Origin of the sequence: Halomonas beimenensis (assembly GCF_002549795.1) — a bacterium.
GTDB classification, from domain to species: Bacteria; Pseudomonadota; Gammaproteobacteria; order Pseudomonadales; family Halomonadaceae; genus Halomonas; species Halomonas beimenensis.
This window is the reverse complement of the sequence record NZ_CP021435.1, coordinates 887,636-912,321: the sequence shown is the minus strand read 5'-3', so window position 1 is coordinate 912,321 and position 24,686 is coordinate 887,636. Positions and strand designations below refer to the sequence as shown.

General features: G+C 68.9%; 25 protein-coding genes. 3 read left to right on the top strand and 22 right to left on the bottom strand.

Features of this window, described 5'->3' with window-relative positions:
- Positions 1 to 49: 49 nt before the first annotated feature.
- The 3 genes from BEI_RS04305 to prmB form a co-directional block, all read right to left on the bottom strand.
- Positions 50 to 433, bottom strand: coding sequence for a DUF6489 family protein (locus BEI_RS04305; RefSeq protein WP_097788358.1), 384 nt, complete (start codon positions 431 to 433; stop codon positions 50 to 52).
- A 61-nt stretch (positions 434 to 494) separates the two neighbouring features.
- The gene (gene aroC, locus BEI_RS04300; RefSeq protein ID WP_097788357.1) at positions 495 to 1,580 is read right to left on the bottom strand and encodes a chorismate synthase; all 1,086 of its coding nucleotides are present in this window, start codon (positions 1,578 to 1,580) and stop codon (positions 495 to 497) included.
- A 19-nt stretch (positions 1,581 to 1,599) separates the two neighbouring features.
- A complete protein-coding gene (gene prmB, locus BEI_RS04295; RefSeq protein WP_097788356.1) occupies positions 1,600 to 2,556 on the bottom strand; it encodes a 50S ribosomal protein L3 N(5)-glutamine methyltransferase in 957 nt (318 codons plus the stop codon).
- Positions 2,557 to 2,677: 121 nt separating this feature from the next.
- Between prmB and BEI_RS04290 the strand changes: the two genes are divergently transcribed.
- Complete coding sequence (locus BEI_RS04290) at positions 2,678 to 3,253, top strand: Smr/MutS family protein (protein WP_097788355.1); 576 nt, start codon at positions 2,678 to 2,680, stop codon at positions 3,251 to 3,253.
- A 3-nt stretch (positions 3,254 to 3,256) separates the two neighbouring features.
- Here the strand turns inward: BEI_RS04290 and BEI_RS04285 are convergent, their stop codons facing one another.
- From BEI_RS04285 to BEI_RS04275, 3 genes are read right to left on the bottom strand one after another with little or no spacing between them, the layout of a single operon-like run.
- Positions 3,257 to 4,330: a patatin-like phospholipase family protein gene (locus BEI_RS04285; protein WP_097788354.1), complete on the bottom strand. Its 1,074-nt coding sequence runs from the start codon at positions 4,328 to 4,330 to the stop codon at positions 3,257 to 3,259.
- Complete coding sequence (locus tag BEI_RS04280; protein ID WP_097788353.1) at positions 4,327 to 5,196, bottom strand: alpha/beta fold hydrolase; 870 nt, start codon at positions 5,194 to 5,196, stop codon at positions 4,327 to 4,329. The genes BEI_RS04285 and BEI_RS04280 overlap by 4 nt, the downstream gene beginning before the upstream one ends.
- A complete protein-coding gene (locus tag BEI_RS04275) occupies positions 5,193 to 6,008 on the bottom strand; it encodes an alpha/beta fold hydrolase (RefSeq protein ID WP_097788352.1) in 816 nt (271 codons plus the stop codon). Before BEI_RS04275 ends, BEI_RS04280 begins: the two co-directional genes overlap by 4 nt.
- Before the next feature lie 208 nt (positions 6,009 to 6,216).
- On the opposite strand from BEI_RS04275, the gene BEI_RS04270 reads away from it, so the two are divergent.
- Positions 6,217 to 7,167 (top strand): AEC family transporter, encoded by a 951-nt coding sequence (locus tag BEI_RS04270; RefSeq protein WP_097788351.1) that lies wholly within the window; start codon positions 6,217 to 6,219, stop codon positions 7,165 to 7,167.
- A 21-nt stretch (positions 7,168 to 7,188) separates the two neighbouring features.
- Here the strand turns inward: BEI_RS04270 and BEI_RS04265 are convergent, their stop codons facing one another.
- The 12 genes from BEI_RS04265 to BEI_RS04210 form a co-directional block, all read right to left on the bottom strand.
- Positions 7,189 to 7,512 (bottom strand): antibiotic biosynthesis monooxygenase family protein, encoded by a 324-nt coding sequence (locus tag BEI_RS04265; protein ID WP_097788350.1) that lies wholly within the window; start codon positions 7,510 to 7,512, stop codon positions 7,189 to 7,191.
- Between the two features lie 13 nt (positions 7,513 to 7,525).
- Entirely contained in the window at positions 7,526 to 8,008 is a 483-nt protein-coding gene (sixA, locus tag BEI_RS04260; RefSeq protein ID WP_097788349.1) for a phosphohistidine phosphatase SixA, read from the bottom strand.
- Positions 8,001 to 9,071: an NAD(P)H-dependent glycerol-3-phosphate dehydrogenase gene (locus BEI_RS04255; protein ID WP_097788348.1), complete on the bottom strand. Its 1,071-nt coding sequence runs from the start codon at positions 9,069 to 9,071 to the stop codon at positions 8,001 to 8,003. The genes sixA and BEI_RS04255 overlap by 8 nt, the downstream gene beginning before the upstream one ends.
- 92 nt (positions 9,072 to 9,163) lie before the next feature.
- Positions 9,164 to 10,606, bottom strand: coding sequence for an NAD(P)(+) transhydrogenase (Re/Si-specific) subunit beta (locus BEI_RS04250; protein ID WP_097788347.1), 1,443 nt, complete (start codon positions 10,604 to 10,606; stop codon positions 9,164 to 9,166).
- Between the two features lie 17 nt (positions 10,607 to 10,623).
- Entirely contained in the window at positions 10,624 to 12,195 is a 1,572-nt protein-coding gene (locus BEI_RS04245) for a Re/Si-specific NAD(P)(+) transhydrogenase subunit alpha (protein ID WP_097788346.1), read from the bottom strand.
- A gap of 408 nt (positions 12,196 to 12,603) precedes the next feature.
- Positions 12,604 to 13,590, bottom strand: coding sequence for a zinc-dependent alcohol dehydrogenase (locus BEI_RS04240; protein WP_193765153.1), 987 nt, complete (start codon positions 13,588 to 13,590; stop codon positions 12,604 to 12,606).
- Between the two features lie 185 nt (positions 13,591 to 13,775).
- Positions 13,776 to 14,537 (bottom strand): SDR family NAD(P)-dependent oxidoreductase, encoded by a 762-nt coding sequence (locus BEI_RS04235; RefSeq protein WP_097788344.1) that lies wholly within the window; start codon positions 14,535 to 14,537, stop codon positions 13,776 to 13,778.
- Position 14,538: 1 nt separating this feature from the next.
- Entirely contained in the window at positions 14,539 to 15,852 is a 1,314-nt protein-coding gene (hisD, locus tag BEI_RS04230) for a histidinol dehydrogenase (protein WP_097788343.1), read from the bottom strand.
- 226 nt (positions 15,853 to 16,078) lie between these two features.
- Positions 16,079 to 17,386 (bottom strand): TRAP transporter large permease, encoded by a 1,308-nt coding sequence (locus BEI_RS04225; protein ID WP_097788342.1) that lies wholly within the window; start codon positions 17,384 to 17,386, stop codon positions 16,079 to 16,081.
- Between the two features lie 11 nt (positions 17,387 to 17,397).
- A complete protein-coding gene (locus BEI_RS04220; protein WP_097788341.1) occupies positions 17,398 to 17,940 on the bottom strand; it encodes a TRAP transporter small permease in 543 nt (180 codons plus the stop codon).
- On the bottom strand, positions 17,933 to 19,117 hold the full coding sequence (locus BEI_RS04215) for a TRAP transporter substrate-binding protein (RefSeq protein ID WP_097788340.1): 1,185 nt from the start codon (positions 19,115 to 19,117) through the stop codon (positions 17,933 to 17,935). Before BEI_RS04215 ends, BEI_RS04220 begins: the two co-directional genes overlap by 8 nt.
- 46 nt (positions 19,118 to 19,163) lie before the next feature.
- Positions 19,164 to 19,391 carry a hypothetical protein gene (locus BEI_RS04210; protein WP_097788339.1) on the bottom strand — a complete coding sequence of 76 codons (228 nt, stop codon included), beginning with the start codon at positions 19,389 to 19,391 and terminating at the stop codon, positions 19,164 to 19,166.
- 241 nt (positions 19,392 to 19,632) lie between these two features.
- On the opposite strand from BEI_RS04210, the gene BEI_RS04205 reads away from it, so the two are divergent.
- Positions 19,633 to 20,658, top strand: a complete 1,026-nt coding sequence (locus tag BEI_RS04205) for a LacI family DNA-binding transcriptional regulator (RefSeq protein WP_097788338.1) — start codon at positions 19,633 to 19,635, stop codon at positions 20,656 to 20,658.
- A gap of 4 nt (positions 20,659 to 20,662) precedes the next feature.
- Here the strand turns inward: BEI_RS04205 and BEI_RS04200 are convergent, their stop codons facing one another.
- From BEI_RS04200 to BEI_RS04185, 4 genes are all read right to left on the bottom strand, one after another.
- Positions 20,663 to 21,667 carry an Ldh family oxidoreductase gene (locus BEI_RS04200; protein ID WP_097788337.1) on the bottom strand — a complete coding sequence of 335 codons (1,005 nt, stop codon included), beginning with the start codon at positions 21,665 to 21,667 and terminating at the stop codon, positions 20,663 to 20,665.
- A complete protein-coding gene (locus tag BEI_RS04195) occupies positions 21,664 to 22,605 on the bottom strand; it encodes a hydroxyacid dehydrogenase (RefSeq protein ID WP_097788336.1) in 942 nt (313 codons plus the stop codon). The genes BEI_RS04200 and BEI_RS04195 overlap by 4 nt, the downstream gene beginning before the upstream one ends.
- Before the next feature lie 65 nt (positions 22,606 to 22,670).
- Positions 22,671 to 23,156, bottom strand: a complete 486-nt coding sequence (locus tag BEI_RS04190) for a tripartite tricarboxylate transporter TctB family protein (protein WP_097788335.1) — start codon at positions 23,154 to 23,156, stop codon at positions 22,671 to 22,673.
- A complete protein-coding gene (locus BEI_RS04185; protein ID WP_097788334.1) occupies positions 23,153 to 24,682 on the bottom strand; it encodes a tripartite tricarboxylate transporter permease in 1,530 nt (509 codons plus the stop codon). The genes BEI_RS04190 and BEI_RS04185 overlap by 4 nt, the downstream gene beginning before the upstream one ends.
- Positions 24,683 to 24,686 lie beyond the last annotated feature (4 nt).

Here is a 24,686-nt window from a genome sequence, read left to right as displayed (position 1 = left end):
GTTGCAATACGGTGACACGGACAGGCGACCAAGGTCGTACTGGCCGGGGTTACCCCTCCCGCTGGCGTCGGGAGCGGGCGCTGGCCGAGGACGCCCTCTCGGTCCCCGACTTCTCGCTGCCCCCGGCACCCTCGCTCGAGCCCGGGTTGCCGCCGTCACCCGACTTCGCGCCGGAGGCGGCACGACTGAGCATGTCGAGCATCATCTGCTGGTAGTTGCCGAAGCTCGCCAGCCCCTGGGACAACCCCTGCTGCAGCATGGGCTGCTGGAGGAATGGCTGCATCAGGCTCATGGGGTCGTAGCCCTCGACGCCGGATTCCATCTGCTTCTGGATGCGTCCCAGCAACTCCTGCTGGAAGGCTTCCACGTCGGGCAGCCCCAGGGCGCGACGAAATTCCTCGGGGGTCAGGTCGAACTCGACGTTGATCTTCATGGTGACCGCCTTGTCGAAGATGAATGAGCGAATGCCGTTACCAGTGTAGCAGTCGGTGCGCTCAGGGCAGCCGAGGCGTGGTCACGGTGACATCCTGGTTCTGGCCGCGATGGCGCAGCAGGTGATCCATGAGCGTCAGCGCCATCATCGCCTCGGCGATGGGGGTCGCGCGGATGCCCACGCAAGGGTCGTGGCGCCCCTTGGTGACCACCTCCACCGGGTTGCCCTCGAGATCGATGGAGCGCCCGGGGGTGGTGATGCTGGAGGTGGGCTTGAGGGCCAGGTGGGCGACGATGGTCTGACCGCTGGAGATACCCCCTAGCACCCCGCCGGCATGGTTGGAGAGGAACCCCTCCGGGGTCATCTCGTCGCGGTGCTCGCTGCCGCGCTGCGCCACCGAGGCGAAGCCGTCGCCGATCTCCACGCCCTTGACCGCGTTGATGCTCATCAGGCCATGCGCCAGCTCGGCGTCCAGGCGGTCGAACACGGGCTCGCCGAGGCCCGGCGGGACGCCTTCGGCCACCACCGAGACCTTGGCCCCCACCGAGTCCTGGTCGCGGCGCAGCTGATCCATGAAGGCCTCGAGCTCGGGCAAGCGGTCGGGATCGGGGCAGAAGAAGGGATTGGCCTCCACCGCCTCCCATTGCTTGAACTCGATGGCGATGGGGCCGAGCTGGCTCATGTAGCCACGAATGGTGATCCCCTGACTCGCCAGATACTTCTTGGCGATGGCGCCGGCCGCCACCCGCATCGCGGTTTCCCGGGCGCTGGAGCGCCCGCCCCCGCGGTAGTCACGGATGCCGTACTTGTGCAGGTAGGTGTAGTCGGCATGGGCGGGACGGAAGCGATCCTTGATCTTCGAGTAGTCCTTGGAGCGCTGATCGGTGTTCTCGATGAGCAATCCGATGGCCGTGCCGGTGGTCACCCCCTCGAAGACACCGGACAGGATGCGCACCCGATCGGGCTCCTGGCGCTGGGTCGTGTGACGGGACGAGCCCGGACGACGACGGTCCAGGTCTCGCTGCAGGTCCGCCTCGCTGAGCGGCAGCCCCGGCGGACAGCCGTCGACGATGGCGCCCAGGGCCGGGCCGTGACTTTCGCCGAAGGTGGTGACGGTGAACGACTTGCCGAAGGTGTTGCCTGACATGGGCGCTCCTCTTGCCTGCTCAACGGAAGGACGCCGCATGGGCGTCGAGTTCCGCGGCGGTCAGGACGAAGACGCCCTGGCCGCCGCGCTCGAATTCCAGCCACAGGAAGGGCACCTCGGGGAAGGCGGCCTCCAGGTGGCGGTCGGAGTTGCCGACCTCGACGATCAGCACGCCGTCGTCGGTGAGGTGGTCCCGGGCCTCGCGCAGGATCCGGCGCACGATGTCCAGACCGTCGCGTCCGGCCCCGAGCGCCAGCCCCGGCTCATGACGGTACTCGGCCGGCATGGTGGCCAGGTCCCGGGCGTCCACGTAGGGCGGGTTGGAGACGATCAGATCGAAGCGCCGCCCCCCCAGGCCATCGAAGAGGTCCGAGGCGACGGCCCGCACCCGGTCGCCGACGTCGTGACGGGTGATGTTGATCCGCGCCACCTCCAGGGCCTCGGGACTCAGATCGGCCAGGTCGACCTCGCAGGTGGGCAGGTGCAGGGCCGTGGCGATACCGATGCAGCCGGAGCCGGTACAGAGGTCGAGCACCCGCGCCGGGGGCTCCTCGGGGAACCAGGCGCCGAAGCCGTGCTCGATCAGCTCGGCGATGGGAGAGCGGGGGATAAGCACCCGCTCGTCCACGCTGAACGGCACACCGGCGAAGAAGGCCTCCCCGAGGAGGTAGGGCAGCGGACGGCGACTGGTGATCCGCTCGCGGACCAGGCCGATGATCCGGGCTCGCTCCATGGGCAGTAGCCGCGCCTCCTGGACCCCAGGATCCACGTCCCAGGGCAGGTGCAGGGCGCCCAGGGTCAGGGCCACGGCCTCGTCCCAGGCCGAGTCGGTGCCGTGGCCATAGTGCAGGCCGGCCAGGTGGAATTCGCTGGCGGTCCAGCGCAGGCAGTCCCGAAGGGTGATCAGTCCCTCGACGAGGGCCTCATCGTCCAGGGCGAGGGTGGAAGCAGATGCGGAAGCGGGTGGTGCGGCCACGAGACATCCTGTGGTTGGAGGGTTGGGGATCGGCAGCCCTCGATTGTACCCCCGGGCGCGGTTCACAGCCACGCCAGGGCCGGTATACTGGCCTTCCCACGCCGATCCACCAGGGACCGTCATGAGTCGACGCCGCCACCGCCCCGACACCGAGGAGATCAGCGCCTTCCGCCAGGCCCTGAACGAGGCCGGCGTGCGCCCGCTGCACAGCAACCGGGCCGATCCGGGGAGGCCGCGCCGAGCCGACGACGCCGCCCGGGCCCGACGCGCGGCGGCCACCGCCGCGGCCGAGGGCCCCGACGCCGGTCGCACCTCCGACGGGCGGGTGGAGGCGGTGCGTCCCTCGGAATATCTGGACTTCGCCCTCCCCGATCTGCCCTATCGCACCCGCAGCCAGCTCAAGCGGGGACAGATCGGCTGGGAGGCGGGCCTGGACCTGCATGGCTACACCCTGGAGGAGGCCCGGGTCGAGCTCGAGACTTTCCTCACCGACGCCCTGGGCGACCGGGCCCGATGCGTGCTGGTGGTGCACGGCAAGGCCTGGGGTGGCAACGCCGACTACCCGGTGATCAAGAGCCACGTCAACGCCTGGCTCAGGGAGTGGCCCAGCGTGCTGGCCTTCTGCTCGGCCACCGAGGTCGACGGCGGCACCGGAGCGGTCTACATCCTGCTGCGCCGCCACCGCGACGCGCCCTGACCCTCACGGCTCGGCGTCCGCGTCGTCGGCATCGGGGTCCGGCCCCTGCGACACCAGCGCCGGCGCCTCGACGACCTGTCCGTTGCCCCGCTCTCGCCGCTCCAGCGCCTCGCGTGCCAGGTGCCGGCCCAAGGCGATCAGCGCCTCGGCACGATGGAACTCGTAGGCGCCGCAGACCGTCTTGGGGACCTCGATGAGCACGTCGGGCGGATAGCCGGCGATCTTGTACTTGGCGAGCGCCGCCTGGGTGATGTCGAACGAGGCCAGGATCATGTCCAGCCGCCCCCAGGCGCGCCGCCCTCGCGCGACCCCGTCGTCCTCCTCGCCCTCGGCGCCGCCTCCGGTACCGAGGCCGTCGAGCAGGCGCCGGGTCGCCCCTCTCACGCCTTCCATCCAGCCCCCGAAATCCACGCCACCGCCCTGCTCCCGGGCCTGCTCCCGAGCCTGCTCCTCGGCGGCCTCTTCCGGAGGCAGCAGGGACTCCAGGGATACCGGCTGCGAGCTCTGGGCGGTCACGTTGACCGCCATGACGATATCGGCATGCGAGGAGACGGTGGGCATGATCGGCAACGGATTGAGCAGCCCGCCGTCCACCAGCACCTGGTCGCCCCGGTGGACCGGCGTGATCACCCCGGGGACGGCGATGGAGGCACGGATGGCATCGAGCAGGGGACCATGCTGGAACCATACCTCGCGCTGGCGGGTCAGGTCGGTGGCGACCGTGGTCACGGGGATCGGCAGGTCCTCCAGCCGGATGTCGCCGACCAGTTCGTCGAGCTTGCTCATGACCTTGTTGGCACGCATGGCGCCCATGGGGCTCCAGGTGACGTCCACCAGGCGCAGCACATCGAAATAGTCGAGACGGCACACCCAGTCCCGATAGCGATCGAGCTGACCCGCCGCATGCACGCCCGCCACCAGCCCCCCCATGGAGCACCCCGATAACGCGACGATCTCGTAGCCGCGAGCCTCGAGCTCCTCGATCACGCCGATGTGGGCATAGCCCCGCGCGCCGCCACTGCCCAGCACCAGGGACACCCGCTTGCCCTCCGGCCCACCTCGGTGCCACCGCCTCATGCCGCCCCCCCTCGTTCGTGTTCCTCGCAAATCGCCTCGGCCACCCGGTCGGCCCGATCCGGCTCCAAGTGCAGGTGATGGCCGCCCGGCAGCACCCGACGCCGCATGTCCCCGATCGCCCGACCAGCATCCTGGGCGGCCGCCCGTCCGGCGAGGATCCCCGCCTCGGCCTCCAGGCACAGCACCGGACATCGGATCGCGCCCAGCAGGCCCCGGGCCTGCTCGGGCGAGAACCGCACCGGCGAGGGTCGGAGCAGGCTGGGATCGGTGCGCAGCCGGACATGGCCGTCGTCGTCGATCAGGTTGCGCTCCACCATCGGCCGAGCCGTCGCCGGGTCGATGGGCGTGGCCCCGCCGGCCACCCGTGCCGCCACCGCGGTCTCCCTATCAGGATAGCGCGGCGGCCGGGATGGCGGCCGGCGATGGGCCCGCAACCCCTTGCGCAACTGCGCCGCCGCCTGCCCCGCCTCGGTGGTCAGCACGCCCAGCCCGTCGATGAGCGTCAGCCTCGCCACGCGCTCAGGGAAGGCGGCGGCGACCAGGCAGGCGACCCCGGCGCCCATGGAATGGCCCAGCAGCGGCGCCCGCTCCAGATCCAGGTCGTCCAGGGCGTCGAGCACATCGTGGCAGTAGTCCCAGATGGCGTAATCGCCCTCCCCCGGCAGGTGGCGGGAATGGCCGTGGCCGGCGAAGTCCAGCGCCACGAGGCGAATGCCCAGGTCCGCGACGAGACGCGGTGCCAGGCGGGAGAAGCTGGCGGCGTTGTCCAGCCAGCCGTGCAGGGCCAGCCAGGCGGGAGCCCCCGGTTCGCCCCAGGCGAGGGCCGCCAGTCGCCCTCCGGCCAGGGTCAGGGCGCGAGGCGTCATGACCGGCCTCCCGTCAGGGTGTCGATCATCTCCAGCAGGGCGCGACGGGCCGCCTCGGGATGCTCCATGGGGAACATGTGACCGCCCGGCACCTCGCCGACGCGCACGCCGCGACGACGCAGGCGGCGGCGGCGGCGCGGGATCAGCAGGTCCGACTCCTGACCGGCCAGCACCCCCACCGGCACCTGGAGGCGCTCGGGCAGGTCGTCCAGGTGGTCGGGCAGGTGACGGAAGATCGCCACCTCGATGTCGGGATCGTAGAGCAGGACCACCCGCCCGTCGTCGAGCGTGCGGGTGCCGCCCTCCACGTAATCGGTCAGCGCCTGGTCGGTGAAGCGGCGGAAGAGTCCCCGCCGGCGCAGGTAGTCGCGCATGGCCCGGGCGTTCGACCAGGTGGTGCGGCGCCCCAGGGTCCTGCCCGCCGGCGTGAAGCGATCCACCAGCCCCAGGCGCTTGATCGCCTTCATGGCCAGGGCATCCAGGCCCAGCATCAGGGGTGGGTCGAGCATCACCACGCAACGGAAGCGCTCCGGCGCCTGCTCCGCGGCCATGGCCATCAGCACCCCGCCCATGGAGTGCCCGACGCCCACCACGGGTTCTCGATAGTCGGCCAGGTGGCTCAACAGCTCGTCGCGCAGGGCCAGCCAGTTGTGCCCCACGGGGAAGTCCGGGTGGTGGCCGAGCCGGTCCAGGGGATGGACATCGAAGCGCTCGGCCAGCGGCGCCAGGAAGCCGCGATAGCTGAGGCCCGGGAAGCCGTTGGCATGGGCGAAGACGAGCGGAATGGGGCGGGAGTTGGCGGTTGGGCGCATGACATCTTCCGGTTGGGGGCCTGCGGCCGCGAGTGGCGATAGCAGGCTAACGGGAATACCATGGGGCGCCAAGTCGCCTTTCGGCCACCTGATCAACGGAGCCCTGCGTGAAATCCGACAAGCCGCCCCGAGACACCCGGACCCGCAACCGGGTCTTCTTCCTCACCGTCTTCGCCGCCGTCGTCGTCGGCCTGTGGCTGGCCCGGGGATGAGCCTCGCCGCCGTCTTCCTCGAGACCCTGAACGTCACCCTGCCGATCTTCGCCATGGTCTTCCTCGGCCTGGTACTGAAACGGCTACGCTGGGTCGACCAGGGGTTCGTGTCCACCGCCTCGATGCTGGTGTTTCGGGGAACCCTGCCGACGCTGATCTTCCTCAGCATCGTCCAGGCCGACCTCGAGGCCACCCTGAACGTCGGCTGGCTGGGGTTCTTCGCCCTGGCCACCCTGGTCACCTTCCTGCTCAGTTGGGGCTGGGCCAGGCTGCGGGTGCCCCGGGCCGAGCGGGGCATCTATGTCCAGGGCGCCTTCCGCGGCAACTGCGGGGTCGTGGGGCTGGCCCTGGCCGCCGGCCTCTACGGGGAGGCGGGCCTGTCGGCGGGCGGTCTGCTGCTGGGGGTCGTGATCCTCACCTACAATGCCCTCTCGGTGCTGGCCCTGTCCCGCTACCAGCCGGACGCGGCCACCGACTGGCGGAGCCTGGCCGCCCAGGTGGCGACCAACCCGCTGATCCTGGCGGTGGTGGCCGCGGTGCCCGTGGCGGCGCTGGGTCTCGACCTGCCGAGCTGGCTGCTGACCTCGGGGGAATACTTCGCCTCCCTGACCCTGCCCTTGGCGCTGCTGTGCATCGGCGCGACCCTGTCGCTGTCCGCCGCGGCCGGCCCCGAGGGGCGCCTGGCGCTCGGCGCGAGCCTGATGAAGATGGTCACCCTGCCGGCGCTGGCCACGGCCGCGGCCTGCCTGGTGGGCTACACCGGGCGCGAACTGGGGGTGCTCTTCGCCTTCTTCGCCAGCCCCACCGCCGCCGCCAGCTTCGTGATGGTCAAGGCGATGGGCGGCAACGCGACCCTGGCCGCCAACATCATCGCCCTGAGCACCCTGCTGGCCAGCATCACCGTCACCCTGGGAGTGTTCGGTCTGCGCGCCGCCGGGCTGATCTAGGCGCCTGCCGGACTCGACGCCTCAGCCGAGCTTGCCCCGGGCCAGGGTCCCCTCGACCACCTCGAACTGCTCCAGGCCCCCGCCTTCGGCGGTGGCCTCCGCCGGCAGCGGATTGGCATGGGCGCGCTTGAAGTCGTCGCTGCCGACCCAGGCACGGAAGGCGTCCTGGCTTTCCCACTCGGTCTCCACCACGTAGGGCGCCTGGTTGCCCTGGGGACGCAACACCCGCATGGCCTTGAATCCGGGCTGCCGGTCGATCTCCCCGGCCCGGGCCCGGAAGCGGGCCTCGAATTCTTCCTCGTAGCCCGGATTCACGAAGACCCGGTTGTTGACGATATAGCTCATCTCGGCTCCTTGTTCAGGCGATATCACTGGGAGCGGTGAAACGCGCCAGACGGGCACAGCCGGCGGCCCGGACCTCGGCGTCGAGCTCGGCGACGGCGGCGGTGGGGAAGCCCGGGCCGCGATCGGCGCGGCCCTCCACCAGCAGGCCGGCCAGCGCGCCGACCAGCGGCATATGGCTGACCAGCAGCAGGGGGCGGTCGTCGTCCTGCGCCAGCATCCAGTCCACCACCGCCCCGGGCGGGTCGTCCGGGGTGATCAGGGGCAGGGTCTCCACCGCGAGGCCCAGCGCCTCGCCCATCGCCGCGGCGGTCTGCTGCGCCCTTTGGTACGGGCTGGCCACCAGCCGCAGCCGGTCCAGCGCCAGGTCGTCCCGCCCGGCCAGCCAGACACCCATGCGGGCAGCCTCGTCCCGTCCCCGGGCGGTCAGCTCGCGCGCGGGATCGGGGCTGCCCGGCCCGGCCTCGCCGTGGCGCATGATCAGCAGTGGCTCAGCCATTGGCGTCTCCCCGCTCCCGACGGTCCTGCTGGACGTCCTCCCGGGGCAGCACGAACTCCACGTCGCTGCTCTGCTCGCCCTGCATCAGCATCCTCGCCATCTCGCGGGCCGGCACGCCCTCGAAGAGCACCTGGTAGAGCCCCTCGGCGATGGGCATGTAGACCCCTTCCTGGCGAGCCTTGTCGCGCACCAGGCGTACGGTGTTGACGCCCTCGGCCACCTGGCCCAGGGCCTGCACGGCCTCGTCCAGGGCCTTGCCCTCGCCCAGGGCGAAGCCGACCCGGTAGTTGCGCGACCGGCTAGACGAGCAGGTGACGATAAGATCACCGACCCCCGCCAGCCCCAGGAAGGTCATGGGGTTGGCCCCCTGAGAGACGGCGAAGCGGCTCATCTCGGCGAGCGCCCGGGTCATCAGCATGCTGCGGGTGTTCTCGCCCATGCCCAGCGCGGCGGCCATGCCGGCGGCGATGGCGTAGAGGTTCTTCAGCGCCCCGCCCAGCTCGACCCCGTAACGGTCGTTGCTGGCATAGACCCGGAAGTAGTCGCAGCCCAGCACGCTCTGAACCCGGGTGCGAGTCAGCGGGTCCTGGCTGGCGATCACCGTGGCGGTGAGCTGCCGCTCGGCCACCTCGGTGGCCAGGTTGGGGCCGGACAGCACGCCGATATGGGGAAAGCCCGTCTCCTCCTCGAGGATCTGGCTCATCAGCTTGAAGCCCTCCTCCTGGATGCCCTTGGTGGTGCTGACCAGGATCTGGGTCGGCTTCAGCCAGGGGCGGGCCAGTCGGACCACCTCGCGGAAGGCCTTGGAGGGAATGGCCACCAGCACCAGGCCGGCGCCGGGCAACACCTCCTCGAAGGCCGTCGAGGCGCGCACGGCGGGGTTGATGGCGTAGTCGGGCAGGTAGCGGCCGTTGCGGTGCTCGCAGTTGATCTGCGCCACCAGCTCGGGATCGCGCAGCCACTGGCGTACCTCGAAGCCGTTGTCGGCGGCGATGCTGGCCAGGGCGGTGCCGAAGCTGCCGCCCCCGAGCACCGCCACCCTGTTGTTGCGATCGTCGGACATGGTCGCCCCGGGACTGGAAATGGTCCGGCGATTGTAACGAAAAACGCCCCCGTTAGGGGGCGTCATGAGGGTCGAGCGTAGCGCCGGGGCGATCAGTCGATCATCGGCACCAGATTGTCGATGCTCGAGCGGGCGTCGCCGTAGAGCATCCGCGTGTTCTCCTTGAAGAACAGCGGGTTCTCGATGCCCGAGTAGCCGGTGCCCTGGCCACGCTTGCAGACGAACACCTGCTTGGCCTCCCAGACCTTCAGCACCGGCATGCCGGCGATGGGGCTGTTGGGGTCCTCCTGGGCGGCCGGATTGACGATGTCATTGGAGCCGATGACGATCACCACGTCGGTGTCGGCGAAGTCGTCGTTGATCTCGTCCATCTCCAGCACGATGTCGTAGGGCACCTTGGCCTCGGCCAGCAGCACGTTCATGTGGCCCGGCAGGCGCCCCGCGACCGGGTGGATGCCGAAGCGCACGTTCTTGCCGGCGCCGCGCAGCTTGCGGGTCAGCTCGCTGACCGCGTTCTGCGCCTGGGCCACCGCCATGCCGTAGCCCGGGACGATGATCACGCTGTCGGCGTCATTCAGGGCGCTGGCCACCCCGGCGGTGTCGATGGCCACCTGCTCGCCCTCGATCTCGGCGGCCGGTCCCTTGCTGCCGCCGAAGCCCCCCAGGATCACGTTGACGAAGTTGCGGTTCATCGCCTTGCACATGATGTAGGAAAGGATCGCACCGGAGGAGCCCACCAGGGCACCGGTGACGATCAGCAGGTCATTGGACAGGGTGAAGCCGATGGCTGCCGCCGCCCAGCCGGAGTAGCTGTTGAGCATGGACACCACCACCGGCATGTCGGCACCGCCGATGCCCATGATCAGGTGCCAGCCGATGAAGAAGGCCAGGGCCGCCAGCAGCAGCAGGGTCCAGAAGCCCGCGCCGTTGAGGTAGAGCATGGCCAGCACCACGGACAGGCCGGCCGCGGCGGCATTGAGCAGGTGGCCGCCGGGCAACTGGCGGGGCTTGCCGTCGACCTTCCCGGCCAGCTTGCCGAAGGCGATCACCGAGCCGGTGAAGGTCACCGCGCCGATGAACACGCCCAGCACCACCTCGATCTGCAGGAAGGTGAGCTCGGCCGGGGTCTTGTGGGCCACCAGGGCCGCGAAGGCCGAGAAGCCCTCGGTGTCGCCGCCGGCGAGCTGGCTGGCCAGCACGCGGCGACGCTCCAGGTCGGCGTTGAAGCCGACGAACACCGCCGCCAGGCCGACGAAGCTGTGCAGCGCCGCCACCAGCTGCGGCATCTCGGTCATCTCGACCTTCTTGGCGACGTAGGCGCCGATGATGGCGCCGACGATCATCATCGGCACCATCCACCAGTAGCCGCCGATGCCCGGGCCGAAGGCGGTGAAGAACACCGCCACGGCCATGCCGATGATGCCGTACCAGACGGCTCGCTTGGCCTTCTCCTGATTGCTCAGCCCTCCCAGGGAGAGGATGAAGAGCACGCTTGCCGCGATCGAGGCGGCAGATACGAATCCTTGTCCCAACATGTATCAGTCTCCGCCGCTCAAGATTTCTGGAACATGGCGAGCATCCGGCGCGTGACCTGGAAGCCCCCCACGATGTTGATGGTGGCGATCAGTACCGAGATGGCCGCCAGCAGCCCCACGAGGGCGCTGCCCGAGCCGATCTGCAGCACCGCCCCCAGCACGATGATGCCGGAGATGGCGTTGGTCACCGCCATCAGCGGGGTATGCAGGGAGTGGCTGACGCCCCAGATCACCTGGAAGCCGACAAAACAGGCCAGGGCGAAGACGATGAAGTGCTGCATGAACGACGCCGGCGCCACCTGGCCGAGCAGCAGCATCAGCGCCCCGCCGACCCCCAGCAGGGTGGCCTGGCGCTTGGTCTGGGCCACGAAGGCGGCATGCTCGGCGGCCTTCTTCTCCTCCGGCGTGGGCTCGGGCTCCTTCGGCTTCGGCTTGGCCGCGGCGATGGCCTGCACCTTGGGCGGCGGCGGCGGGAAGGTGATGTCGCCCTGGTAGGTCACGGTGGCACCGCGGATGACGTCGTCATCCATGTTGTGATCGATGGTGCCGTCCTTCTCCGGCGACAGATCACTGAGCATGTGCCGGATGTTGGTGGCATAGAGCAGCGAGGCCTGGGTGGCCATCCGCGACGGGAAGTCGGTGTAGCCGACCACGATCACGCCGTTGTCGGTGACGATGCGCTCGTCGGGGACGGTGAGGTCGCAGTTGCCGCCCTTCTCGGCGGCCAGGTCGACGATCACCGAGCCCGGCTTCATGGCCTTGACCATGTCCTCCAGCCACAGCTTGGGCGCCGGCCGGCCGGGGATCAGGGCCGTGGTGATGACGATGTCCACGTCCGGGGCCTGCTCGCGGAACAGCGCCAGCTGCTTCTCGCGGAACTCGGGGCTCGAGGGCGCGGCATAGCCGCCGGTGCCCGAACCGTCCTGGCTGTCCTCGAAGTCGAGGAACAGGAACTCGGCGCCCATGGACTCGATCTGCTCGGCCACCTCGGGACGCACGTCGAAGGCGCGGACCACGGCACCCAGGCTGGTCGCGGTGCCGATGGCCGCCAGGCCGGCCACGCCGGCGCCGACCACCAGCACCTTGGCCGGCGGCACCTTGCCCGCCGCGGTGACCTGGCCGGTGAAGAAGCGACCGAACTGGTTGCCCGCCTCGATCACCGCGCGGTAGCCGGCGATGTTGGCGGTAGAGGACAGGGCATCCATCTTCTGGGCCCGGGAGATCCGGGGCACCATGTCCATGGCGATGACGTTGGCGCCGGTGTCGCGGCACCGCTCCAGCAGGGCCTCGTTCTGGGCGGGCCAGAAGAAGGAGATCAGGGTCTGGTCCCGGCGCAGGTAGCCGGCCTCCTCCTCGGAAGGCTCGCGCACCTTGACCACCACGTCGGCGGCATCCCAGAGCGCCTTGGCACCCTCGACGACGGTGACGCCGGCGTCGCGATAGGCCGCGTCATCGAAGCCGGCGGCCTCGCCGGCGCCGGCCTCGACCAGACATTCGTGTCCCAGCTTCTGGATCTGCTGCGCACTCTCGGGCGTCAGCGCGACTCGCGCTTCTCCCGGGGCACGCTCCTTGGGGGCTCCGATCTTCACTCTAGCTCTCCCACGTGTTGTGTTTAATCGCTTCGAAGAATAAAAGACTCACTACTAAGACATATTGGCAATACTAAAACAAGGGTCCCGGTATCATCGACCGGCGAAAATAATACAATCGTTTGACTGATTGCGATCCCTCGGATCATCGGCCAACGACCTTAACGTCATGACAGGCGAATGGCGAGTGCCGCCACGTCATCGCGGTACCCCAGGGCGTCAGGCGCCGACAAGTCAGGCGGGGCACCACCACTGACTGACGTTAACGTAACAGGAAGGAATGGGGACCGCCCTGCACGGCGGCGGTTCCCGCCCGAGACCCGCAGAGCCAAAGGGATGTGCGTGATCGTGCGCCTCCCCGTGCCTGGGCCCTCCCGGCCGTCCCTTGCCAGGAAAGGTAGCTCGGCTTCAGGGTGCCAGTATCACCTTGGCCGCCGGCATCTTCCCGGCGACCAGAGCCGCGAAGGCCTCGGCGCCCTCCTCCAGCCGGCGCACTTCCACCCAGTCCAGCGGCCCGAGGGCCCCTGAATCCAGCAGCTCGACGGTGGCCCGCAGGTCGGAGGGCGTGTAGGTGTAGGCGCCCAGGAAAGACACCTCCTTGAGGGTGATCGCGCGCACGTCGAGACTGCCCTCGTTGTCCTGGAGGCCGAGGTGCATGACGGCGCCGCCGGGGCGCACGGCCGCGGTGGCCATGTCTCGGGTCGGGGCGGCCCCCACGCAGTCGAAGACCGCCTCGAAGGCATCCTCCGCCGGCCTCTCGTCGCGAGGGTCGAAGGCCACGAGACCGGCCCTCCCTGCTGTCTCCCGACGCAACGGATTGGTATCGGCGAGCCGCAGGTGGCGCACACCCTTGTGGCGCAGGATCAACCCCGCCAGCAGGCCCACGGCACCGGCGCCGATGACCAGCACCCGGGCCTCGGAGAGCGGTCGTGACAGGGCCCGCTCCAGGCGGTTGATGCCGTGCAGGGCGGTGGCGGTCGGCTCGGTCAGGGCCGCGGCCACGGCGTCCAGGGAATCGGGCAGCTCGATCAGACAGTGATCGGGGATGGTCAGGGTCTCGGCGAAGGTCCCGGGACGGGTCATGCCGATCATGGTGCGATTGCTGCAGAGGTTCTGTCGTCCTTCCAGGCAGTAGTCGCAATGGCCGCAGACGATCAGCGGGTTCATGGTCACCCGCTTTCCGGCCAGGACTCCCTCGATGACCTCCCCGGCGGCCTCGTGGCCCAGGATCAGCGGCGGCCGGCGGCGAGGGTCATGGCCGTGGTAGGCGTGCAGGTCGGAGCCGCAGATCCCGGTGGCCTGGATGCGCACCCGGGATTCGCCCTCGGTCAGCGGCGCCTCCTCGGTGTCGCGAAGCTCGAGGCGCTCGGGCCCGACATAATAGAGTGCTTGCATGATGATCTCCTTGGCCAGGAGCCTGTTGGGCTTTTCGCTGATCTACTGCGAACCCCGTGCTTTCGGCCAACTCCATTCGATCCATCTCGTTAAATAGCGCGCTATTTGCCTCAATCGATCGATGAATTTCACTCGAAATCCGTGATTCTCGTGACGATCGGTCAAACCCGACAGGCTCCTGGGCGTCACTTGGCGGTGAAGCCGCCATCGACATAGAGGGTCTGGCCGGTGACGTAGCCGGCCGCCGGCGAGGCCAGGAAGACGGTGGGCCCGGCGATGTCGGCCAGGGTGCCGTTGCGGCCGACGGCGGTCCGCGCGGCCAGGGCCTCGGCCGAGGCCGGGTCCTCGAAAACCGGCGCCGTCAGCTCGGTGGGGAAGAAGCCCGGGGCGATGGCGTTGGCGTTGATGCCGTGCCGCGACCAGGCCTCGGCCATGGCCCGGGTGAGCTGAACGATGCCGCCCTTGCCGGCGCCGTAGGGAGCGCTGTCGGGAAAGGCCCGCCGGGACTGCAGCGAGGCCAGGTTGATGATGCGCCCGTAGCCGGCCTCGCGCATGCCGGGCACCAGGGCCCGGGACAGGAAGAAGGGCGTGCCCAGGTGCAGCTGCAGGGTCAGCTGCCAGGAGGCCAGGTCGACCTCCTCGATGGGCTGGCGAAGGTTGACGCCGGCGGCGTTGACCAGAATGGTCACCGGGCCGAAAGGCTCGGCGGCGCGCTGCGCGACGTCTTCCAGGGCCGCGGGATCGGCGAGGTCAGCGACGAGGGCGGCCGCCTGGCCGCCCTCTGCTTCGATCGCCGCCACGCTCGCCTCCAGGGCCTCCCGCCGCCGAGCGGCGACCACCACCCGGGCACCGGCGGCGGCCAGGGCCTCGGCCATGGCGCGTCCCAGCCCGCTGCTGCCACCGGTGACCAGGGCCACCCGCCCGTCGAGTTCGAAGCTTGGCCGCATCTCACACCTCCTCGGCGATCACCAGATCGAAGGTCTCGTCCGGGTAATACTTGGCCAGGCGCACGTCGCCGGTGCGGGCGTGGCCCTCCATGCCCTCGCAGCGCGACAGCCGCGCGGTGGCCGCCGCCACGCCGCGGGTCGCCTCTCGGCTCTGGCGCTGGTAGGTGACGATCTTGAGGAACTTCTGGGCGCACAAACCGCCCGTATAGCGGGCCGCCCCCTTGGTGGGCAGGATGTGGTTGGTCCCCGAGCACTTGTCGCCGAAGGCCACGGTGGCCTCCTCGCCGACGAACAGCGAACCGTAGCTTGTGAGCCGCTCCATCCACCAGTCGAGATCGGCGACCTGCAGCTCCAGGTGCTCGGAGGCATAGCGATCGCTGACCTCGACGACTTCCTCGCGGGTCTCGCAGAGAATGATCTCGCCATAGTCCCGCCAGGCGGCATCCGCCGCCTTGCGCTGGGTCTCGGGCAGGGCCGCGATCAGGCCGGGCATCCGCTCGGTCACGGCATCGGCCAGCTCACGGGAGGTGGTGAACAGCCAGGCGGGGGAATCCGGCCCGTGCTCGGCCTGGCCCACCAGGTCGGCAGCGACTATCGACGGGTCCGCTTGCTCGTCGGCGATGATGCCGATCTCGGTCGGGCCGGCGAACATGTCGATGCCGCAGCGACCGAACAGCTGGCGCTTGGCCTCCGCGACGAAGCGGTTGCCGGGACCGACCAGGATATCCGCCGGCTTGCCCGTGAAGAGCCCGAAGGCCATGGAGGCGATCCCCTGCACCCCGCCCATCTGCAGGATGGTGTCGGCGCCGGCCAGGTCCATGGCATAAAGGATGGCCGGGTGGATGCCGTTCTCGTCCCGGGGCACCGAGCAGGCCACCACGTTCTTGACGCCCGCCGTCTTGGCGGTGGCCACGCTCATTATCGCCGAGGCAATGTGCGCGTAGCGTCCACCGGGCACGTAGCAACCGGCGGTCTCCATGGGGATCAGCTTCTGTCCGGCGAACAGCCCCGGGGACAGCTCGGTCTCGAACTCGCCGATGCTGTCGCGCTGGGCGGCGGCGAAGCGGCTGACCCGCTCGTAGGCGAAGTGGATATCCTGCTTGAGCTGCTCGGGCACCTTGGCCTTGGCCGCCTCGATCTGCTCGCGGCCGACCACCACGTCCCCTTCCCAGCCATCAAGGGTGCAGCAGTACTCCTTCGCCTTGCTCTCGCCCTCGGCTTCCATCTCGGCCAGCATGCGGGAGACGATCTCCTGGGTCTGGTCATAGCCGGTGGACGCGTTCTTCTCGGCCTTCTTGTAGTAGTGGGTCGCCATCGTTCGGTCCTCTCTATTGCGGTTGTTGTCGTTGGTGCCCCGGGGCCCCTCAGGGCCATGGGGCGGGGGCCTGCCGGCCCGCCATGGGTAGTGGCCTAGGCATGCACCACACCTGCTTCCTGGCGGCGCTTGCCGTATTCCGGCCATTTTTGTAAGCGCTTACAATTTTTTCCGAAAACCTCTCGGTGGTCATTATCCTCTTGGGGGCGATAGTGCTCCGGGTCGATCAGAGTCCCCAGGTGGATAGCCAGGGCACGAAGGCGATCAGCAGCACGACCATCAGCATGCCCAGCACGAAGGGGAAGGCATAGCGGGCGATGGCCAGCACCGAGCAGCGGGTCAGCCCCGACACCACGAAGAGATTGAGTCCCAGCGGCGGCGTGATGAAGCCCAGCCCCAAGGTAGTCACCATCAGGATGGCAAAATGGAAGTCGTTCATGCCCGCCTGTTGGGCCACCGGCAGCAGCAGGGGGGCCAGGATCACGATGTTGGGTGTGGTCTCCATCACGCAACCCGCCAGGATAAGGATGCCGATCATCAGCAGGATCATCACCATCGGAGAATCCGTCAGTTCGCCGATGCCGCCGACCAAGGTCTGGGGGATGTCCAGGCTAGCCAGCGTCTGGGCCAGGGGCAGCGAAACGGCGATGATCGGCACGATGACGCCGCAGACCCGTGCCGAGGATTCCAGCATCCGAGGGATGTCGCCGAGACACAGCCGTCCCTGGTAGAGGCCGATGATCACCACCACCACCACGGCTACCGAGGCGGCCTCGGTCGGGGTGAAGAGTCCCGAGTAGATACCGCCCAGGATCACCACCGGCACGAACAGCGCCCAGCGGGCATCCCAGACCGTGGCGACCCAGCGGCGCCAGGAGAACGGCGCCCGATCCCCCTCGAAGCCATTCATCCGGTTGAGCATCACGTTGGTGACCATCACCGAGAGCATCACCAGCACCCCGGGGATGGCAGCGGCCAGGAACAGAGTGGAGGCCGACATGCCGAGCACCAGGCCCATCACGATATAGGCGATGGAGGGCGGGATCAGGATGCCGGTACAGGCGCCCGAGGCGACCAGGGCGCAGGCGGCCGGCAAGGGATAGCCGCGCTCTACCAGCCGATGGATCGTCATGCGCCCTACCGCGGCGGCGCCGGCGGCATCGGAGCCCGAGATACAGGCGAAGAAGCCACAGCCGAGGGTAGTGGAACTGCCGAGCCCGGTGCGCATGCCGCCGACGCTGGCCTCGGCCACGTCGAGCAGCTTGTCCGAGAGCCCCGAGCGCACCAGCGCATCCCCGGTCAGGATGAACAGCGGGACGGCGATCAGCGCGAAGGCATTGATGCCCTCGAACAACGACTCGCCGAACACCGACAGCGGCAGCGCTTCGGTCATCGTCAACATGCCCAGGGTTCCGAGGCCGATGGCCACCCAGATCGGCACGCCCAGCACGATCAACCCGACCAGGACCGCCAGGGGCAGGTAGAAGGTCCAGCCCAGATCGGCGGCGGCCTGCTGCACAGCAAGAAATTCCATGACAGACCTCCTCAGTCGAACAACTTGTGGCCGTCGAAGGGCGGCTCACCACGACGCATGCGACGGATGTCCGCCAGCATCGTCTGGACCACCCGCGACGCGATCAGCAGGAAGCCGATGGGAATCGCCGCCAGGAAGACGGCCTGGGACAGCCGCAGCCCTGGCGTCACCGAGCCGAAGTGCAGCGACGTCAGGACCGGCGAGACCGACAACCAGAGTGCCCAGACGGCCAGCACCAGGGTCGCGATATCGGAGAGCCACCAGGCCAGACGCTGCATCCGCGGGCCGCCGAGATTGACCAGAACGTCGATGCGGATGTGGGCGCGGTCGCGGACCGCCGCCGCGGCAGCGATCCAGGCCAGGTAGATGAAGGCATAACGCGCCAGCTCCTCGCCCCATACGGACGAATAGTTCAGCGCGAAGCGGCGGATGACCTCGATGGCGACCGTCAGGATGATCAGCGCATAGAAGGTCAGCAGCAGCCAGCGTTCGCTCTTGCGATCGATGCGATCGCAGCGCAGGCGGAAGGCCCGCCAGGCCGAGTGTTTAGGCATTGCTGTCGACGTAGTAGCCATTCGACACCTCCGTAGCCGCGAGCAATTCGTCGAACACCTCCAGGGACCCGGCCAGGCGCTTCTTGGTATCGTCCCAGGCCGCGAGCTGGTGGCCACAGCGCGCCTTCCACTGGGCCAGTTCGTCCTCGGTGGGCGAGTAGACCGTGACCCCGGCCTCGCGCATCTTGTAATAGGCATAGGCCCTTGCCGCCGGGACCTTGGCCAGGTTCTCGCGGAAGGTCACGTCGGCGGCCTGGAGGATACCCTCCTGGATCGGCGCAGGCTGGGCGTCGAACCACGCCTTGTTGCAGGTGTAGACCTGAGCATCGGGCACCGACTGGATGGTGGAGATACTCGCCAAGACATCGGTGAAACCGAACACCAGCAGTGCCTGGACGCTGGGATCCAGGGCATCGGCAACCCCCTGCTTCATGGCCGAGGAGGTCTCGCCCCAGGCCACCGGCGTAGGGTTGGCGCCGGCCAGACGATAGACCTGTTGCAGGATCTCCGAGGACGGTACCCGAAACTTGATGCCGGAGATGTCTTCCGGGGTGCGCACCGGCCCGTCGAGCAGGCCATCGCGTACCGCCACGGTTCGCGGATCGATACAGATATAGTTGAGCACCTTGAAGCCGCGCTCCTCGACCTTGTGATGCACGACGTCCCGCCAGGGCTGCGAGGTGACCAGGTTGACCAGTCGCTGGTTCTCACCGCACCAGTAGGGGATGTTGATCAGGTCGACCTCGGGAGCGAACGCCGAGAGGTTGGAGATGGAATGCTGCGCCATGGCGATGGTGCCGTTCTGCACCTTGGTGATCAGGGCGCCGCCGGCCCCCAGCTGGCCGCCGGGAGCCAGCTTCACGTAGAGTCGCCCGCCAGTGAAGTTCTGCAGGTTCTCCTTGAAGTTGAGCTGCATGATCGGATAGGCCCGGGAGGCGCCCAGTGTATAGCCGGTGGCCATCACCAGGGTGGTTTCGGCGGCGGCCTCCCTCTCGCTCTCCTCTTGGGAGGTAGCGGCCATGGCGCGCTGCGAGAACAGGGCGCCGCCGACGGCGCCGACCACCGCGGCCGTGAACCCGTAACGCCCCACGGCGCCCATGAACGCCCGGCGCTCCGGCCGGCTGGGCTCGCCCTTGTCGTGGGACGGGCGGTTGGAGGTCTTTTCGAACAGTGACATCAGCGTGCTCCTCATGGTTGTTGTTGAACCTCGGCCAGACTCGCGGTCATGGCGTGGGGGTCTGTCGTGACTCCAGCCTGAGACAGGCGGAGATGAAACAGGCCGTGGCGATCACCAGCAGCGCCGCCTCCTGGGCCGCGGAAATGTCCAGCAGCCCGGGACGGAAGCGCTGGACGGCGACGTTAAGGAAGAAGACGGCGAACAAGCCCAGGGCCAGCCACATCAGGCCGCTCAGGGTCCCGGGCCCGCTTGCCTTGCGTGGGGAATCCGTCATCGTCGTTGGCTCCAGCGTGTCGTTATTGTTCACGAGGCGGGAAGAGCTCCCTCCTCCGCTCCGCGGGGATACGCTCGAACTTGCCGGCGCCCCGTCGAGGGCTATACTGCGAGCAGGCATTTTGTAAGCGCTTACATCCGCGATGAGTTCAACCTAGACTCCTCTATAGGACTTGTCCAGCAAAAACTTGCCCCAGGCTGACGAGATCCTGAACGGGGCCGATCGGGAGGCGGGAATCACCATGAGCAAGGAGATGCAGCGCACGCTGCTGGAGGACGTGGCTCGGGAGGCAGGGGTCTCGACGGCGTCGGTCTCGCGGGTCCTCAACAGGGCACCCCATGTGAGCGAGCGTCTGCGCGAACGCGTCGAGGCCGCCATCGACCGGCTCGGCTATGTGCCCGACGGCAGTGCCCGAGCCCTGGCCTCGCGGCGAATCGGCGCCATCGGGGCCCTGGTGCCGACTCTGGACAACCCCATCTTCGGGGCCATGATCGACAGCCTGGAGCAGCGCCTCAAGCATCACGACTGCCGGCTGTTGATCGCCACCTACCGCTATGACCTGGAAGACGAGTTCCAGGCCCTGCGCACCCTGGTCCAGCAAGGGATCGACGGGGTGGTACTGATCGGCCATGATCATCGCCCCGCGGTCGCCCCCCTGCTCGAGCGGCGCCGGCTGCCCTTCCTGAGCTGCTGGCACGCCGAGGACGATCCGGCCTGGCCCTGCATCGGCTTCGACAATGCCGCGCCGGCCCGTCTCTTGGCGGAGCACCTGCTGAGCCTCGGTCACCGTCGACTGGCGGTGGTGAGCGCTCCCACCGAGGGCAACGACCGGGCCCGTAAACGGCTAGAGGGCTTTCGACAAGGCATCGAGGCGGGCGACCTCACCTTGCCGTCGGAGCGCATCGTCACGGTGGAATACGGCATCGCCGAGGGCGCCCAGGCCTTCGAGACGCTGATGGGATTGGAGACGCAGCCCACGGCCATACTCTGCGGAAACGATACTCTGGCCTTCGGCGTCATGCTGGCCGCCCAGCGGGCAGGAGTGCGAGTGCCACAGGAACTCTCGGTCACCGGCTTCGACGACCTTCCCCAGGCGCGCTTTCTCTCGCCCCCCTTGACCACGGTGGCCGTGCCGGCGATCGAGATCGGCCATCGCGTGGCCGATGACCTGATCGCCCGCATCGGCGGCGAGGCCAGGCCCCCTCGCCAGCTGCTGGATGCCCCCCTGGTGCTTCGCGAGTCGACCGGGGCTGCCCCGGGAGCGTGATGGCTCATCCCGCGGCGGCGTGGGCCTCCAGTTCCGCCACCAGGGCGGCGGACAGGGTCAGCCGGTCGTCAGCCTCGCGGCGCAGCGCGTAGCGGCGATCCCCGGGCAGCCGGACGCCCGGCTGGTCCTGCATGGCCGCGAACAGCGTCTCGGCATGGTCGACGAAACCGGGCGAGAAGCGGGCCGGATCGAAGAGCAGGATCAGCTGGCCGATGCCCGGCGGCTCGCCCTCGGCGTCGAAGAACGACGAGGCCTGGAAGCCGAAATGACTGCCGGCGAGCCCCGCGGTGAGCAGCTCCACCATCAGCGCCAGGGCCGCGCCCTTGGCGTCGCCGGCGGGCACCATGCTGCCCGCCAGTGCCGACTCGGGTTCGGTGGTCGGCCGCCCCTCGGCATCCAGGGCCCAGCCTTCCGGGATCGGCTCCCCCTTCTTCTTGGCCAGCATGACCTTGCCCCGGGCCACCTTGGACAGCGAGAGATCGAGCAGCAGCGGATCGGCCTCCCGGCGCGGGCAGGCGAAGGCGATGGGATTGGTGCCGAACAGCGGACGATTGCCCCCCCAGGGCGCCATGGCGGAGGGCGCATTACTGAAGGCCAGGGCCAGGTAGCCCCGTCGGGCCGCGGCCTCCACCGGTGCCCCGGCGACGCCGAAATGGTGGGACCGGGCGATGGACACCGCCGCCGTTCCCAGCCGCGCGACGCATTCATAGCCGGCCTCGAGCCCCTGGGCCACGGCCGGGAAGGCCAGGCCATGGTGCGCATCGACGCGCACCACGGCACCGTCGCTCTCCACTCGAGGCACCGCCGAGGCATCGACCTTGCCACTGGCGGCCTGATCCAGGTAGAAGGACAAGCGTGACAGGCCGTGGGACGGCAACCCATCGCGCTCAGCGGCCAGCAGCGCTTCCACGGTGGCCGCAGCCTCGGCTTCGCCGAACCCCCGGCCGCGCATGGCGGCCAGGGCCAGTTCCCGGGCCTGGCCGATCCCGAGTGCGACGCTCTCGCTCATGAGGACACCTCCGCTGCCTGAGTCAGGACATCCCGGACGTTGTCGGCGGTCATCCGGCTGATGCGGGCATTCGATTCCTCGGTGACGCCGGCGATGTGCGGCGTCAGGATGAGATTGGGCACGCCCTCGAGCACCGAACCCGCGGGCAGCGGTTCCTGCTCGAAGACATCCAGCATGGCGCCGGCCAGCCGCCCCTCGCGCAACGCCTCGCCCAGGGCCGCCTCGTCCACGGTGCCGCCGCGGGCGGCGTTGATCAGCACCGCCTCGGGCCTCATCCGGCCCAGGGCCGCCGCATCGATCAGATGGCGGGTGGCCTCGGTCAGGGGTACATGGAGGCTGATCACGTCCGCGTCGGCGAGCAGGGACTCCAGGCGCTCGTGGCGGGTCACGTCCGCCCACTCCGGGGCATCCGCCGCCAGGTGGGGATCGAAGGCCGCCACCGACATGTCCAGGGCCCGGGCACGCCGGGCGGTCTCCCGGGCGATGGCGCCGAAACCCACCAGCCCCAGGGTGCTGCCGGCCACCTCGCAGCCGATCAGCGCCTGGCGGGGCCACTCTCCCGCCAGCATGGCCGCGCTGGCGAAGTAGCTCCGGCGACGCAGCATCAGGGCGCCGGTCAGCACGTACTCGGCCACCGAGCTGCCGTTGCCGCCATGGGCCGGCTTGACGACCACCCCCCGAGCCTCGCAGGCGGCCAAGTCGATGTTGTCGAGGCCGACCCCGAGGCGGCCGACCACCTTGAGCCGCGGCGCGGCGTCCAGCAGCTCGGCATCCACTCGGGTGCGGTTACGTACGATGATGCCCTCGGCATCGGCCACGGCCGCCAGCAGGGCCGGACGATCCTCCACCAGGCCGGTGTCGAAGACCACCTCGTAGCGGTCCTCCAGGCTGGCGGCGGCCCCCTCATCCATGAACTCGGAAATCACGATCTTGACCATGGTATCTCCTTGCACCGGGCCGGGCCCGGGAATGGTTGTTGTACTCCAGCCGCGACAACGACTCCTCAGCCCATCCACCATCTGCCCACCGGCAGCGGGACATTGAGCAGCAGCGCGAAGAGCCCGTAGAAGCACCCCACCAGCACGCCACCGGTGATCAGGTGTCCCATCAGCCGACGCGGCGTCCAGGGCTCGTGCTGGGCGATCAGCATCAGGGTGACGAAGCTCGCCAACCCCGCCAGCAGGAAGCCGGCCCAGGGCATGGCCAGCGCCCAGGCGGCCATGGCGAGCACCAGCAGTACCCGGCGGGGAGTCGAGCCCCGGCCTCGCCCGACATTGCTGCGCACTCCTCGCAGGGCCAGTTGGCCGATCCGCATCACGGCGGCGACCAGTGTCACCAGGGCGATGGTGGTAGGGAAAACGGCCCCGAGCTGGCTCATGTCGCGAGCCTGCCAGATGCACACTCCGCTCAAGGCGATGAACAGTAGGGGCAGCAGGAACTCGGAACGGGCCGAACAGGCGGCCTGAAGCTTGCGGTTCGCATCCGTCATGGGGAGGCCTCCTGGTGGGAACTGCCATTGTCATGGCCGCGACGCCGGGCGCGGCGCTCCTTGAGCAGCGGATAGAAGACGCTTAGCACCGACAGGGCGATGATGGTCAGGCTGATGGGACCGCCGAAGAAGGTCGTGACGATGGCCCCGCTGGCCCGCCCCATGAGGAAGCCTTGCACGAAGCCCTGTTCGGCGATGGGCCCCAGGATCAGGCCCAGCACGATGGGCGATGGCCGGAAGCCATAGCGATTGAGCAGCCAGCCCACCACGCCCAGGGTCAGCATGATGAGCACGTCGCTGACGCTGTTGCGGATGGCATAGGTACCGATCACCGTCATGAAGGCGATGGTCGGCACCAGGAGTGCCTTGGGAATGGTGATGATCGACTTGAAGGCATAGCGGCCGATCAGCAGCCCCAGCGGCAGTAACAGGCAGGTCGCCAGGAAGAGGCCGGCGACGAAGGTGTAGGTGATGCTGGCATTGGTGGTGAACAGTTCCGGTCCGGTGCGAAAGCCTTGCACCAGCAACGCCCCCAGGATCACCGCATCCGGCGGGGTCCCGGGTATGCCCAGCACCAGTGTGGGGATGAAGCCGCCACCCACGGTGGCGTTGTTGGCCGCCTCGGTAGCCAGCACGCCCTGGGGGTTGCCCTTGCCGAAGCTCGAGGCATCCCGGGCCGCGCGGCGCGCCTCGGAGTAGGATACCAGGCTCGCGATGGAGCCTCCGGCGCCGGGCAGGATCGCCACCACCGTGCCGATGGAGGCCGAGCGCAACAGGTTTAGCTTGCCGAGCCAGGCATGCCCCAGTCCCTCGCGCAGGCGGATGCCGCGCCGTTCCTCGTCGACCTTGAGATGGGCCTCGGGGGTCGCGACCAGGTCGATGAGCACCGGGATGCAGTACAGGCCGATCAACGCCGAGACCGTTTCGATACCGCCCAGCAGCACCTGGGAGCCGAAGGTATAGCGGATGTCGCCGCCCACCACGGCCACGCCGATGGTCGAGAGGAGCAGCCCGAACCCCGCCCCCATGAAGCCCTTGAGGGTGGAACCCTCGGACAGGGCCGAGATCAGCGTCAACCCGAAGATCGCCAGCCAGAAGTACTCCACGGGCCCGAAGCTCAACGCCACCTGGGCCAGCAGCGGTGCCAGGGTCAGCAGGGCGAGCACCCCGACCAGCCCCCCGGCCACCGAGGCCAGCGTGGAGAGGGTGACCGCCAGGTCGCCGTCGCCGCGCTTGGCCATGGGAAAGCCGTCGAAGGTCGTGGCGATCGCCGAGGGGGTCCCCGGCGTGTTGACCAGGATGGCGGAATAGGAGCCGCCATAGATCGCCCCGGTATAGATGGCCCCCAGCATGATCAGTGCCGATTCAGGCGCCATGCCGAAGGTCACCGGCACCAGCACCGCCACGGCCATGGTGGCCGAGAGGCCCGGCAGGGCCCCAATGACGATCCCCGAGGCCACGCCGAGCAGGGCCAGCCCGAGATTCACCGGTGACAGGGCGCCCAGTGCATAACTGAGAAGTTCCATGCGG

Coding starts and splice junctions, on each gene's coding strand:
- BEI_RS04305 (WP_097788358.1), bottom strand. CDS start 433: ATGAAGATCAACGTCGAGTTCGACCTGACCCCCGAGGAATTTCGTCGC.
- aroC (WP_097788357.1), bottom strand. CDS start 1,580: ATGTCAGGCAACACCTTCGGCAAGTCGTTCACCGTCACCACCTTCGGC.
- BEI_RS04290 (WP_097788355.1), top strand. CDS start 2,678: ATGAGTCGACGCCGCCACCGCCCCGACACCGAGGAGATCAGCGCCTTC.
- BEI_RS04285 (WP_097788354.1), bottom strand. CDS start 4,330: ATGAGGCGGTGGCACCGAGGTGGGCCGGAGGGCAAGCGGGTGTCCCTG.
- BEI_RS04280 (WP_097788353.1), bottom strand. CDS start 5,196: ATGACGCCTCGCGCCCTGACCCTGGCCGGAGGGCGACTGGCGGCCCTC.
- BEI_RS04275 (WP_097788352.1), bottom strand. CDS start 6,008: ATGCGCCCAACCGCCAACTCCCGCCCCATTCCGCTCGTCTTCGCCCAT.
- BEI_RS04270 (WP_097788351.1), top strand. CDS start 6,217: ATGAGCCTCGCCGCCGTCTTCCTCGAGACCCTGAACGTCACCCTGCCG.
- BEI_RS04265 (WP_097788350.1), bottom strand. CDS start 7,512: ATGAGCTATATCGTCAACAACCGGGTCTTCGTGAATCCGGGCTACGAG.
- sixA (WP_097788349.1), bottom strand. CDS start 8,008: ATGGCTGAGCCACTGCTGATCATGCGCCACGGCGAGGCCGGGCCGGGC.
- BEI_RS04255 (WP_097788348.1), bottom strand. CDS start 9,071: ATGTCCGACGATCGCAACAACAGGGTGGCGGTGCTCGGGGGCGGCAGC.
- BEI_RS04250 (WP_097788347.1), bottom strand. CDS start 10,606: ATGTTGGGACAAGGATTCGTATCTGCCGCCTCGATCGCGGCAAGCGTG.
- BEI_RS04240 (WP_193765153.1), bottom strand. CDS start 13,590: ATGCAAGCACTCTATTATGTCGGGCCCGAGCGCCTCGAGCTTCGCGAC.
- BEI_RS04235 (WP_097788344.1), bottom strand. CDS start 14,537: ATGCGGCCAAGCTTCGAACTCGACGGGCGGGTGGCCCTGGTCACCGGT.
- hisD (WP_097788343.1), bottom strand. CDS start 15,852: ATGGCGACCCACTACTACAAGAAGGCCGAGAAGAACGCGTCCACCGGC.
- BEI_RS04225 (WP_097788342.1), bottom strand. CDS start 17,386: ATGGAATTTCTTGCTGTGCAGCAGGCCGCCGCCGATCTGGGCTGGACC.
- BEI_RS04220 (WP_097788341.1), bottom strand. CDS start 17,940: ATGCCTAAACACTCGGCCTGGCGGGCCTTCCGCCTGCGCTGCGATCGC.
- BEI_RS04215 (WP_097788340.1), bottom strand. CDS start 19,117: ATGTCACTGTTCGAAAAGACCTCCAACCGCCCGTCCCACGACAAGGGC.
- BEI_RS04210 (WP_097788339.1), bottom strand. CDS start 19,391: ATGACGGATTCCCCACGCAAGGCAAGCGGGCCCGGGACCCTGAGCGGC.
- BEI_RS04205 (WP_097788338.1), top strand. CDS start 19,633: ATGAGCAAGGAGATGCAGCGCACGCTGCTGGAGGACGTGGCTCGGGAG.
- BEI_RS04200 (WP_097788337.1), bottom strand. CDS start 21,667: ATGAGCGAGAGCGTCGCACTCGGGATCGGCCAGGCCCGGGAACTGGCC.
- BEI_RS04195 (WP_097788336.1), bottom strand. CDS start 22,605: ATGGTCAAGATCGTGATTTCCGAGTTCATGGATGAGGGGGCCGCCGCC.
- BEI_RS04190 (WP_097788335.1), bottom strand. CDS start 23,156: ATGACGGATGCGAACCGCAAGCTTCAGGCCGCCTGTTCGGCCCGTTCC.
- BEI_RS04185 (WP_097788334.1), bottom strand. CDS start 24,682: ATGGAACTTCTCAGTTATGCACTGGGCGCCCTGTCACCGGTGAATCTC.